At 40.6% G+C, this 12,542-nt stretch carries 12 protein-coding genes; 7 read left to right on the top strand and 5 right to left on the bottom strand.

Features of this window, described 5'->3' with window-relative positions:
* Nucleotides 1-26 precede the first annotated feature (26 nt).
* The 7 genes from bioD to serB are packed head-to-tail and all read left to right on the top strand — an operon-like array spanning nucleotide 27 to nucleotide 6,612.
* Entirely contained in the window at nucleotides 27-755 is a 729-nt protein-coding gene (gene bioD / locus DI060_RS08545) for a dethiobiotin synthase (protein WP_244594327.1), read from the top strand.
* A complete protein-coding gene (bioA, locus tag DI060_RS08540; protein WP_369689618.1) occupies nucleotides 715-2,052 on the top strand; it encodes an adenosylmethionine--8-amino-7-oxononanoate transaminase in 1,338 nt (445 codons plus the stop codon). The genes bioD and bioA overlap by 41 nt, the downstream gene beginning before the upstream one ends.
* 43 nt (nucleotides 2,053-2,095) lie before the next feature.
* Nucleotides 2,096-3,151 carry a biotin synthase BioB gene (bioB, locus tag DI060_RS08535; RefSeq protein WP_108975827.1) on the top strand — a complete coding sequence of 352 codons (1,056 nt, stop codon included), beginning with the start codon at nucleotides 2,096-2,098 and terminating at the stop codon, nucleotides 3,149-3,151.
* Nucleotides 3,152-3,206: 55 nt separating this feature from the next.
* Complete coding sequence (locus DI060_RS08530) at nucleotides 3,207-4,787, top strand: MFS transporter (RefSeq protein ID WP_108975825.1); 1,581 nt, start codon at nucleotides 3,207-3,209, stop codon at nucleotides 4,785-4,787.
* Between the two features lie 22 nt (nucleotides 4,788-4,809).
* Nucleotides 4,810-4,989 carry a hypothetical protein gene (locus DI060_RS08525; RefSeq protein WP_108975823.1) on the top strand — a complete coding sequence of 60 codons (180 nt, stop codon included), beginning with the start codon at nucleotides 4,810-4,812 and terminating at the stop codon, nucleotides 4,987-4,989.
* Nucleotides 4,976-5,734 carry an SGNH/GDSL hydrolase family protein gene (locus DI060_RS08520; RefSeq protein WP_108975821.1) on the top strand — a complete coding sequence of 253 codons (759 nt, stop codon included), beginning with the start codon at nucleotides 4,976-4,978 and terminating at the stop codon, nucleotides 5,732-5,734. The genes DI060_RS08525 and DI060_RS08520 overlap by 14 nt, the downstream gene beginning before the upstream one ends.
* Nucleotides 5,735-5,739: 5 nt before the next feature.
* Nucleotides 5,740-6,612 carry a phosphoserine phosphatase SerB gene (gene serB, locus DI060_RS08515; RefSeq protein WP_108975819.1) on the top strand — a complete coding sequence of 291 codons (873 nt, stop codon included), beginning with the start codon at nucleotides 5,740-5,742 and terminating at the stop codon, nucleotides 6,610-6,612.
* Here the strand turns inward: serB and mutS are convergent.
* The 5 genes from mutS to DI060_RS08490 are packed head-to-tail and all read right to left on the bottom strand — an operon-like array spanning nucleotide 6,589 to nucleotide 12,519.
* Nucleotides 6,589-9,126: a DNA mismatch repair protein MutS gene (mutS, locus tag DI060_RS08510; RefSeq protein ID WP_108975817.1), complete on the bottom strand. Its 2,538-nt coding sequence runs from the start codon at nucleotides 9,124-9,126 to the stop codon at nucleotides 6,589-6,591. The genes serB and mutS overlap by 24 nt on opposite strands.
* Nucleotides 9,110-9,736 carry a phosphoribosylanthranilate isomerase gene (locus DI060_RS08505; protein WP_108975815.1) on the bottom strand — a complete coding sequence of 209 codons (627 nt, stop codon included), beginning with the start codon at nucleotides 9,734-9,736 and terminating at the stop codon, nucleotides 9,110-9,112. Before DI060_RS08505 ends, mutS begins: the two co-directional genes overlap by 17 nt.
* Before the next feature lie 21 nt (nucleotides 9,737-9,757).
* A complete protein-coding gene (locus DI060_RS08500; protein ID WP_108975813.1) occupies nucleotides 9,758-10,378 on the bottom strand; it encodes a TetR/AcrR family transcriptional regulator in 621 nt (206 codons plus the stop codon).
* A 60-nt stretch (nucleotides 10,379-10,438) separates the two neighbouring features.
* Entirely contained in the window at nucleotides 10,439-11,629 is a 1,191-nt protein-coding gene (locus tag DI060_RS08495; protein WP_108975811.1) for a Mur ligase family protein, read from the bottom strand.
* Nucleotides 11,626-12,519 carry a shikimate dehydrogenase family protein gene (locus tag DI060_RS08490; RefSeq protein ID WP_108975809.1) on the bottom strand — a complete coding sequence of 298 codons (894 nt, stop codon included), beginning with the start codon at nucleotides 12,517-12,519 and terminating at the stop codon, nucleotides 11,626-11,628. Before DI060_RS08490 ends, DI060_RS08495 begins: the two co-directional genes overlap by 4 nt.
* Nucleotides 12,520-12,542: the final 23 nt, after the last annotated feature.

Genomic DNA, 12,542 nt, shown 5'->3' with positions numbered 1-12,542 from the left:
CTCTTCTATATAAATCGGATAGACGGGTGCGAGAATTAATAAAACTTGAGCTTGTGAATCCAGCTTTCTTCGTCACTGGCACCGGAACGGATGTAGGGAAGACCTTTTTTTCCTCTTTATTTATGGCAAAGTATGGCATCTCCCATGACTACCGCTATTGGAAACCAATCCAGACAGGTAGCTCGGGCTCCCGCGACAGAGATTTGGTCCAAACTGCAAGTTTATTGCCAGAGGAAAGGTTTCTCCCCTCTCTATACGAATTCGAACACCCTTCGAGCCCGCACTTTGCCTCTGCGAAAGAAGGAAGAAAGATTGAGATAGCTTCCCTCACTCAGAAAATCCTGGTGCAGGTGAAAGAGGCGGTACTACTGGAAGGTGCGGGAGGGATCTTTGTGCCGATCACAGAGGAAGTTTTATTTTGGGATCTCATCCGAAGGATCAATGTTCCCGTTGTCCTCGTCAATTCTTCCCAATTGGGCACAATCAACCATACCCTATTGAGCTTGGAAGCGCTTTTGCAAAGATTTATACCAGTGGTTGGTTTTTATACAGTTGGTACTAAAAATGAGCTTTTAGAAGACAACATTAGGATCATACAAAAGTTTGGTGGTGTTCCTAATCTTGGATTTACAGAGTATCCTAAAGAGTATTTAATGGGAAAGCATTTTGTTGAATACGCAAACACACATTTTGATCCAAACTATGAATTAATCCATTCCTTGTTATCAATGGGAGACGTCTCTGAAACCTTCTGAATCAGCGACTTGGATACCCCTAACATTACAGGGTTCAGAGGAGGATTTATTTTATGTTAAGCGGGCAAAAGATGAATTTTTATATGACAAGGAAGATACAGCATTTATAGACGCAATCTCCTCCTGGTGGACATCGATACATGGTCATTGCCATCCTCAGATCCAGGCTGCCATAGAAAAGCAAATACAGCACCTTGATCATGTTATGTTGGCGGGTTTTTTGCATGATCCCGTAGAAAAACTCTCTGAGAGTCTACTTTCTCTAACAAACCATTCTTTTCAAAAAGTTTTTTATTCTGACAACGGTTCCAATGCCGTAGAGATTGCTTTAAAACTTGCGATCCAATACTTTAAGAATGCAGATCAAAATTCTCAAAAGAATGGATTTTTTATTTTTTCTAGTGCCTACCATGGAGATAGCATTGGAGCAATGAATGTCTCTGGACTCAACTATTTCAATCGGATTTTTTCTTCTCTACGATTTCCGACAAAAGAGTTCCAGGCACCCAATTGTATAAACTGCCCATTGCAAAAAACGCCTAATTCTTGCAATGTGGAATGCTTGGACCCTTTTGCTGAATTTCTCCCAACAAACTCTGAATCATTCGCCGCTGTCATCATTGAACCTTTGGTTTTTGGTGCGAACGGAATGATTTTTTATGAGCCAAAGTTTTTAGAACGCTTACAAACACTTTGCAAAACCCACGATATCCTTTTGATTTATGATGAAGTATTTACGGGAATGGGCAGATTGGGGAATGGTTTTGCTTACCAAGAGACCCAAACTTGTCCAGATCTTTTGGTCACCGCCAAAGGGCTGACAGGTGGTGCACTTCCCTTGGCAGCAACATTGGTTAGCCATTCCATCTACCAAAGGTTTCTCAATAAAGACCCGTATTTAAGTTTCTTTCATGCACATACAATGACGGGAAATCCAATATCATGTAGCGCCAGTTTGGCGAGTGTTGGGCTTTGGAAAGACGGTGGAAAGAAGAGGGTGAAACAATTGGAGTCCAATCTGAAGGAGATCAAGTCCGAATTGGTGAGTCTCTTCCCAGACCTAGTCCTCCATGCTCGTGTGAAAGGGAGTTTGTTTGCTTTTGATCTCCCTATGGAAATAGGCGAGGATGAATACCTAAATCCTGTTGGGAAACGATTCAAAGAGAAGGCCTTCCAAAAACAAGTACTCCTTAGGCCCTTAGGCAATACGATTTATGTATGTCCACCTTATACAACCAGTAAGCAGTCTCTTCTCCAAATCCAGGAGGCTTTGGCATTTGCCTTAAAATCTCTTTGATTTCTTCATTTACAATTCTTTCCGTTTCGGAAGCCTAGCTATCATGATCGCTTCCGAGACCACTTCTACTAGCTCAACAGTTCCTTCTTGCATCAATCCTGCTGAGGCTTTGGCTTTGCTGACTGACAAAAGCCCCATTTTAGGCTTAGTGAATCGTGCAAGTGAAGAACGGTTTCGTTACTTTGGGAATGCAGTTCGCATCCATATCCTAGACAATATCAAAAATGGCTACTGCCCCGAGGATTGCGGTTATTGTGCCCAAAGAAAAGGCGGGGATTCTGGTATTCAGGAGTATTCTTTAAAATCCGAAGAGGAAATTTGGGAAGATGCCAAAAAGGCAAAGGAAAATGGAGCCTATCGTTTTTGTATGGTAACTTCTGGCAGGGGGCCCACAGATAAGGCTGTAGATCGTTTGGCTTCTACCATCCAAAAAATAAACTCAGAGTTGGGGCTAAAGGTCTGCCTTTCTGCAGGGATTCTGGACGAAAAAAAAGCAAGGGTCTTGAAAGATGCCGGCCTTGATCGTTACAACCACAACCTAAATACATCAGAAGCCAATTACAATGAGATCTGTTCTACACATACATTTCGCGACCGACTAACAACTTTAGAAGCGGCATCGAGTGCAAATATTGGACTCTGTTCTGGTTTGATCGTGGGAATGGGGGAGACTGCCTCAGACATAGTCTCTGTTGCCTTTGAATTGAAACGACTCGGAGTCATTTCAATTCCTGTTAATTTCTTTATCCCTATCAAAGGCCATGCGGTAACAGCTTCGCCTCTGACACCAGAGTACTGCCTTCGCATACTGTCTGTTTTTCGTTTGGTGAACCCAGACTCTGAGATTCGGATTGGAGCTGGAAGAGAAGGCCACCTTGGAAATCTCCAGGCCATGGCCTTATATGTTGCCAATTCCCTATTTGCGGAAGGATATCTAAATGTAAAGGGGAGTGAAGCATGGCAAACGCTACAACTCATCAAAGACTGTGGTATGGTTCCAGAGTTTTCAGAAGGCATACCAGAAGGATGGGATGTTTCTTCTGGTAGTTTCTTATATGAGGAAAAAAACTTTCCAGAGCTGTACAAATTCAAAAAGTAGTTTGCTTTTTTCATACGATCGGTAGATTTCTCCTACTTCCTTGTAGCGAGAACTCATGCAAAAGCCATCTCTTCCCTTTTCCAAACAAGTTGCCTACGCTGTAGGCCAATTGGGTTGGTCGACTTTGATCAACATCATCGGACTCCACCAGGTATATTTTTATCTGCCACCAGCTCCAAAAGCGGGAGAAGATTGTTTCCCTGATCTCATAGCGAAAGTCGCCTTTTTTGGGCTCTCTACAATTGGTGTTGTGGCGGCAGTAGGACGATTATGGGATGGGATCACGGATCCTTTGGTCGCCAATAGTTCCGATCGATTCTCTTCTCGATTTGGCCGAAGAATCCCGTTCCTAGCCTTGGGTGGAGTGCCTGCGGCAGTCTTCTGCTGGTTGATCTTTGTCCCTCCACACCATTATGTGTCTTCGGGTAACTTGATCTGGATGACATGCTTCATGCTCCTATTTTACCTCTTCCTCACTGTATATGTAACTCCTTACTTTGCCTTAATTCCTGAGTTAGGACACAACCCAAATGAAAGGCTCAACCTCTCAACATACATTTCCGTAACCTATGCTCTTGGTATCATCGTTGCCTCCACTGAGCCTATCATAGGAAATATTCTGAAAGCAAACTTCGTCTTTGACCAAGACCCCGCCTTACAGATGCTCATTGCACGTCAATATGCTCTCGGGATACTTTGTGCATTTGCTGCGATTTGTATGTATTTCCCTGTCTTTGCTATCTCTGAGAAGACATACTGCGAATCGGAACCATCTAGCGTACCGTTTCGTGAAGCAATCGTCCTTACCTTTAAAAATAAAAACTTTCGTTACTTTGCACTTTCCGATCTTTGTTATTTCCTTGCTCTCACTGTACTCACAACAGGCATTTCCTATTACGTGACTGTATTGTTGCAATTGGAGAGGGACTTTGTTACCCAACTACTCACCATTATGCTTTTGGTTTCCTTTGCCTTTTACCCTGTTGTCAATTTAGTGGCAAAGCGCATTGGTAAAAAGAAGACTGTATTGATTGGATTTTATATTTTCTTAGGATTGTTTCTTTCCATCTATTTCATAGGTAAAAACACTTTGCCCATTTCCCCATATATCCAAGGTTATATGATTGTTGGGATAGCGGCAGTTCCTATTGCAATTTTGGGTATTCTTCCTAATGCTATTCTTGCAGACATTGCAGAATTAGATGCCCTAAAAACAGGCTCGAAACGTGAAGGTTTGTTTTACGCAGGTAGAACCTTTATGCAAAAGCTAGGACAAACACTAGCAGTATTGATTTTCTCCTCTTTGATTCTCATAGGTTTGGACCAAGAAGGCAAAAAAAATGTGTCACCTAACGTAACTGGAATCTTAGCTCCCTCGGTTGCAGAAAATGTTGAGAAACAAAATAAAACTGAATCCGATTCAGGCAAGAACCAAGGTTCAAGCCAAGAAAATGAGCAGAAAAAAACGTCTAGTATGATACCATGTAAGGTAGAACAAGAAGAAAGTGGTGGTGAACTTGGGGTTCGTTTGACGGGACCACTGGCTTCTCTTTTCTGTCTCTTGGCCATTTTCCTCTTTGGCAAATACAAAGAGGAAGAGACCTTAGAAGAGATTGCCAAGATAAGGGCTCAGTAAAACCTGGTAAGGGGAGATACCAATGCGATACCGCATAGAGACAACCAAGCTAAAAAATGGCTACATTGAGGCCAAACTCATCGAGACTACGACAAACAATCCGATCGAGTTTCGAATTTGTGACACGGAAGAGTATGCCCAATCTCAGATTAAAGATTGGCAAAAACGCTTCCGCATGAATGAGCCGGATGATAAAGAATAGCAGACCAGTTTTTTCTAAAACATCTCTATTTTTATTCATCCTTTCTCTTCTCTTTAGTTCTTGCCGAACTCTTAGAGTCAAAGACTACTTCCATCCTGACTTCACCTGCTTACGAGAGGCAGGTTGGGCCAACCAAAAAGACTTCAAAAAATACAAAGAGCTTTGGACCTTAAAGCGCATAGCATTCCAAGCTGACAACCAACAGACCAAACAAAGCCGTGTCGTGATCGTGGGAAATAGTCTAGTGTTTGGTTTTTCACCTGATCTCATGAAACAAGAGTTACCTGGTGTAAATATCGTCAACCGAGGAATAGGCGGCGATATGACAGAAACACTATTAGAAAGAATCGAAGAAGATGTACTTTCTCTTTCGCCCGAAGTCGTCATCATTGAAATTGGTGGCAATGACCTCATTTATGGGAAGTGCCTATCCTATTCGCAGGACAACACTTTGGCTATCCTAGACAGGATTGAACGCAAAAACCCAAAAACGAAAGTAATCCTAATCGCCGTTCCACCAACGCTAGTGCCTGAACTAAACCGCATTGTTCCAGTGTTCAATCTGTTCCTTTCAGAAACAGCAAGGAACCGTAAAAATGTCACCTACATAGAAGTATGGAATGAGATGCGTCAAAAAGATGCACCAGTTATCGATGCAGACTTTGTCCGTCCGAATGGAGACCCGATACACTTCAATGAAAGAGGATACCAAGTTTGGGGGAAAAAGCTTAGGCCTCTCTTGTAAATTCTATGCCCTTTTCTTTGCTTATTTCATCTTCTGAGCTCCCTAAACCTAGATTTTTGGAAATCGCTTCTGCTATCTCTCCTGCCACGCATGTACATTTTGATTTTCAAAACGTACATGGACAAAGTGCAATCCGTTGGGAATGGAATGGCTCAAGCAACAGAAGTGAATTGCTTAAGTTACGGGAAGTAGCCGCAAAACAAAAATTAGATTATCTCGAAGTGGACAATCTGATTAGTCCCAATGAAAGTTCAGTCTTTTGTTTTGATATGGACTCAACCGTGATCCAAGAAGAAGTCATAGATGAGTTGGCAAGACGCCATGGTGTCTTTGAAGAAGTGGCAAGAGTTACCAAAGAGGCGATGGAAGGTGGGATCTCATTTGATGAAGCATTGCGCAAACGCGTAAAACTATTGCAAGGATTGTCGAGGCAAAGTTTCCAGGAAGTTTATGAAAGTTTGCATTTAAACCCTGGTATGGACGTTTTGTTCGAAGAATTGCCAAAACATAAGTCAAAGATTATCATTCTGAGTGGTGGATTTCAGCCCATTTTGACTTTGTTTGCTAAAAAATATCCGATTTCCTTTTTCAAAGCAAATGAATTGCAAGAAGAGAATGGACACTTTACCGGTGAAATTTTGGGTGAGATCATCAACAAAGAGAAAAAAGCTTTTTATCTCAAGGAGTATGTGGAGTCACACAAAATACCTACCACACAAACAGTAGGAGTTGGTGATGGTGCCAATGATGGTCTGATGTTGCGGGAGACCGCAATAGGGATAGGGTTTCACGCAAAACAAGGATTAAAGGATCAGATAAAGAATTGGATACAATTTTCGGATATGCGAGCTTTATTATTTTTGTTTAGCTCTTTGTGAGAGTTCCTCCAAGATGCGCAATGCTTCCATCGGAGGTATCAGATTGATATCAATTTTTTTCAATTCGGTGATGATCTCTTTCATGTTTGATTGAGATCCTTCGTCCAGATTTGAGATCTCATTCAAATTTGGAAACAAGCTTGGTTCTTCTCGTTTGATTCTAATCTCTTTTTTCTTTGATTCCAAACCAGTTAATAATTCCTTGGCTCTGTTTGTAACTGATTCTGGAAGACCAGCCAGTTTCGCAACATAGATACCAAAGGATTGTTTGGATTTCCCTTTTTTCACTTTTTTTAAAAAAAGAATCTTATCTTCTTTTTCGTAAGTATCTAAAAACAAATTAAAGATCCCATTCTCTTTGGAAAGTTCTGTCAATTCATGGTAATGAGTTGCAAAAATCACTTTGGGTTTCGGAAATTTTTCGCATAAAAATTCTAAGATCGACCAAGCAATGGATAAACCATCATAGGTTGAAGTTCCTCTTCCTACTTCATCAAATAGTATCAAACTATTTTCAGTAAATTGATTTAGTATATAAGCCGTTTCTTTCATTTCTACAAAGAAAGTAGACTCACCGGATGTTAGGTTGTCCCCAGATCCAATTCGAGTGAAGATCCTATCTACAAGGGACAATGAGGCCGACTTTGCAGGCAAAAAGGAACCCATTTGGAACAATATTTGAATCAATGCCACCTGTCGCATGAAGGTAGACTTACCAGCCATATTTGGTCCCGTTAAGACTGCAATGGCTTCACCTTTGGGGTCTAAATCTAGAGAATTGGGTACAAAACGTTCGCCAATAGGCAAAAAAGCTTCCACGACTGGATGTTTACCTTCATTTAAAAGAAGACGACCATCCTCTCGTATTTCTGGTTGTACCCATCCATTTTCCTCTTTACATATGGTTAGAGAGATATGGTAATCTAGACTAGCTACTTCTTCTGCCATTCCAAGAAACTCATTTGACAATTGTAAGGTGTTTTTGACCAATTCTTCGAATTCAGTTTTTTCAATTCCCTCAATGATTTGGTCTGCTTCTAAAATCATTCTTTCTTTGTCTTCTAGTTCAGGAGTCGTAAATCGTTCACCAGTCACCAAAGTTTGTTTCTTTAAGAAATGGGCTGGTGCTTCTTTTGCTTGGACCCGAGAGATTTCAATGAAGTAACCTAAAATTTTATTGTAGCGAATTTTGAGACTAGATAGCCCAGACTTTTGTTTTTCTCTCTCTTCTAGCTCTATGATCCAGTCCTTTCCCTTTTCCTTCGCTTCGTGAGCCTTATCATACTCACTTGAATACCCAAGCTTTAAAAAAGGAGAGTTGCCCAAAAAAACTGGCAATTCGCCTTCATAGAGTCTTTCTTTTAAACGCAAACGATAGGCTTCTATTTGATTGGATAATGAGGAAAATCCATATCCTACACCATCTAATAGTTGTTTTATGGATAAGTAGGACTCAATACTTTTTTCTATACCTCGGAAGTCGCGTGGGCTTGCTTTGCCTCCTCGGAAGCGTGTGAGAACTCTTTCTATATCTATAAATTCTTCTAAGGCTTCTGCGATTTTTATACGTTCTTTTTTGAATTGCGAAAGAAGCAGAATCCTTTCCCAGTGATGTCGGAGTTTTTCAGGGTTTCGGGAGGGATAGAGGATTCTTTGTCTGAGGAATCTTTTTCCTGTGGCTGTACGACAATGGTTTAAGAGAGAAAACAAAGTATGTTGTTTGTTGTTTGGGTTTTCCAAAAGCTCTAAATGTTCGATTGTTTTCTCATCTAAACCTAAAAAATCTGTCTCATCTATGAGTTTGGGAGCTTTGAACTTGAACTCTTGTTTTCGGTAATTGTACTTTAGATAGGCATCTAAGACATGTACGACGACTTCAAGTCCCCCCACTTTTTTATCTGGTAAAAACTCCGGCCGAAGCGGCGTTAAAGATATTTTTTTCTTTAACTCTTCCTCTGGAATGAAAGAGAGGGTATTTTCTTCATAGATGACCTCTCTTGGCGAAAACCTTTGGATTGTATCTTTGATTTTTTCTGTTTCTTCTTTTGCTATATAAAAATAGAGAAGATCAGCGGTGCTGACATCAGCAAAGGCGAGAAAGATATGATTCTTTTCCAAATGAAGGAAAGATAAATAGTTATTTTGATAACTACCTAAAAGATTATCTTCAATCACGGTACCTGGGCTTATGATCCGTACAACTTCACGGCTCATAATTTTGGCTTTCGGATCTTCTGATTTTGTTTGTTCGCAAACGACTACCTTTTTGCCTGCCTGTATCAACCGAGCAATGTAACCTTCTGCAGCGTGGTACGGTATGCCTGCCATTGGGATTTGGTTTTGGCGTTTGGTGAGCGTAATGTCTAAAATGAGTGCAGCTTCTTTTGCATCTTCCATAAACATTTCATAAAAATCGCCCATTCTAAAAAATAAAATAGAATCAGGGAAGGAATCTTTGATCTCGGTGAATTGCCGCATAACCGGTGTATTGAGAGCTTCATATGTTTCGGACATTGTTTACCAGCTCTTTGATTTTAGATGCATCCTTTTTACCGTCTGTTTCGACACCGCTGGCAACATCAATGCCATATGGTTTTAAAAACCGAATCGCATCCTCTACGTTTTGAGGATTTATCCCACCTGCCAAAAGATATGGTCTTTTTACTTCTTTTGCATACTCCCAAGGAAAGGTGTGCCCTGAGCCGCCGCCCAAATCCTTTTTATAACTATCTAGAATCACAAAAGGCAATTCTGGACAAAGGAGAGATTCATCTCCCACTTTGCTCTGTAAACGAAATGCAGGTAGTAGTGTTTTGCTTTGTAGATGAGTATTCCAAACAGGAGTTATATCAATAGGATCTCCAGCGATCAGCTGGACTAAGTCAGGAGCATAAGTTTTTACAAGATTTTCGATTTCCAAGACTTCATTTTCGAAAAATAAAAATACAATTTTAGGTGATCCTGTTCTTTCTCTTTCGCGAAGGATGGCTTCCGCTTCGGTTCTTTGGATTCTTCGTGGGGATTTGGGAGAAAAATTTAAGCCAACAAAATCAACCGATAGCTCTCTACATAAGGAGAACGTTTCGACATCCTTGATTCCGCAGATTTTAATTTTGGTTCCCATAGACTTTGGAACCAAAATGCATCAGCTCAGATCAGAGGCAATCGATCCTTTATAGCCAAAGTGGATAAATTTCAAAATACTATCTTCGTACAAAAGCATGTCTGATTTCGCAATATTTTGGCGGATCATCTGAACAAAAATATTTAGAAAGAAGGATAGTATATTTCGTGCAACAAATTCGTTGATCTCGCCTTTAAAATTGGGATGTCCTACTTTAAACTGACGGTATTGCTCCACATTCAAATTTGTAAGTCGACTGAGTAATTTTTCGGGAAATTCTTCTAGGGAAGACCCTTGTGATTTTAACAAGAGTAATGTGAAGTCATCTCTATTGTTGTCCACATAGTCCAAGGCAACGTTGAATCGTTCCTTCCAGGTTTCGTAAGAATCATTTAATCTTTTTTCAAAGTAATTGGGTTGAGAGATGTATTGGAATGCCTTTTCCATTCCGCCTAAAATAGGATTTAAGATTTCAACGAGCAAATGTTCTTTATTCTCAAAGTAATTGTAGATATTGCTCGTGGAAACTTTTGCCTTTTTGGCAATCGTTCTCATGGAGGCTTTTTCAAATCCCATCTGAATGAATTCTTCACGGGCGGCGGCCAAGATTTCTTTTCGGGTGTGTTCTTTTGGAGTTTGCATAACTGAACGTCGTTTCCTAAATGAACTCTTTCCGAATTGTTCACTTTTGTAAAGCCATTTTTACATTTTGCCATCTTTCTGGAATAATCTTGTTAAAATTGGGTACAAACGAAACGAACCTATGGCAAGAGTCGGCAAATCCGTGTTCTCAAAAAGAGAACCAAGCTCTCTTTCGCTTTGGATGTGGTAAATGGACTGTGCGTGTGGGAAATTCGGGAATTGAGTAAAGCCAGTCCCTTCGAAGAAGACCACTTCTTCCCATACACCAAAGGACTTGATTTCCTCGAGGATGGCTGCTTGGTCTTTGTCTGGGAGGCTTGCAAGGAGAATGCGGCTTCTTTGGGTATACTCGTCTCTGAATTGTGAGAGGGTACAACGAACGGCAGGTGGGTTGTGGGCTGGGTCAAATACGAGAGTAGGATCTTTACGTATGAGCTCCATACGGCCTTTGGGCTTTGGAATGGAGGGAAAACTTTGGGTACTGTTTAGTCCGAGAGAGGAAAGGACTGACTTTGCAAAGTGGAAGTTTTGCTCTAGATAATCTGGTCTTCTTTTCCCCTCTACCCAATGTATGGGAATGCCCAAGTCCTTAGCGAGAGGATCGAGTAGCGACCGTTTCTCTTCAGAATCCAAGACTGAGAAGATTCTTTTGGTGTTAGGACCACAAATGTTGATTTTTTCTTTTGCAATCTTTTCAATTGTATCTCCTAAAATCTCACAATGGTCTAGTCCAATTTGTGTGATTAGAACATAATCAGCTTGTACGAGTTTGGTGGCGTCTAACCTTCCACCAAGACCTGCCTCCCAAACTTCATATTTGCATTGTTTTTCTGCAAAGTAATACAAACATACGAGAGTTAAGAATTCAAAATAGGTGAAGGGAAGTTCCCCTTGCGGGTATAATTCTAAAATAGATTCAGTGATTTTATCAGCTGCAAAGTCCGAAATCATCTGACCACTGCAAGAGATTCGCTCTAGAGGAGTGAGCAAATGAGGGGAGGTATATAGACCTACTTCTCCTATTTGTAAAGAAAATAAGAGTTCACTGAGATAATGGGAAGTGCTGCCCTTCCCATTGGTTCCCACTACACTAAATCGAATCGGCTTGTAGGAAGGATGTTTTGATATCTTTTCTTTATGTTTTTCTAATTCTCTCCTAAATCCTTCCAAAAGATAGTCAGAGAACACATTGAACTTTCGAGTCTTTTCTGGGTTGTGTAAAGTTTGTAAGATATGAAAAAACAGGCTCATCTCAGTTTCAACTGTTTGAGTAAAATTTTATCTATGTGTTTGATCCACTTTTGTTTTGGAACTATAGAGCTGAATAATTCAAATTGTTTGATGCCTTGGTAGAGTAACATTTTGTAACCTGGAATGATCTCTGCATTTTTCTTTTTTGCCAAATGCACAAGTTCGGTCTCAAGAGGGTTATATACAATGTCAAAGAGAGCCATATCATGATGGAAAAAATCTTTCGGAAGGAGTGGATCTCCGTCTATACCCTTCATCCCTACTGGAGTTGTGTGGATCACAAGGGAAAATTCTTTGGGGTTTGCCAATAGTTCTTCTCTTTGGATCAAACGAATGGTTTCCGGGTGCCCGATGCTCTGTATCATTTCTTCAGAGGCTTTTGTATTTCTTGCATAGATGTAGATTTTTTTTGCAATGGCTTTGTCATTTTTTCTCTGATTCCGTAGATAATTATGAAGCGCATATAAAATACCTTTTGCAGATCCACCACTTCCGAGGATCAAAATAGAAGAATCATCAGAAGGGTCTAAAAGATGTTTGTCGGTCTCCAGAATCGAACGAAGTGCACCTTCACCATCGGTATTGTGTGCTAAAATTTGATCTTCACGAAATAGAAGGGTATTGGAAGATTTCATTGTTTGCGATGTTTCGCAACTTTGAGTGGACACTTGGAAGGCCCACTCTTTGTAAGGGATGGTCACTGAAATGCCTGAAACGGAAAGGGTTCTCAAAGCAGAAAGGCCTATCTGAGCCCAATCCGGTCTTTCCCAAACCAAATACACAGCATCAAAACCAGAAAGGCGAAACAATTCGTTATGGATCCAGGGAGAGAGGGTATGGCCTAAGGGATATCCGATAATTCCGAATATTTTTGTGTTTTTCGAATGCATTTATCTTCCTTTTTGAATGGTTT

The organism is Leptospira ryugenii (assembly GCF_003114855.1).
Classification (GTDB): domain Bacteria; phylum Spirochaetota; class Leptospiria; order Leptospirales; family Leptospiraceae; genus Leptospira_A; species Leptospira_A ryugenii.
Note: the sequence above shows the minus strand (reverse complement) of the source record. Positions and strands in the feature narration are given on the sequence as shown.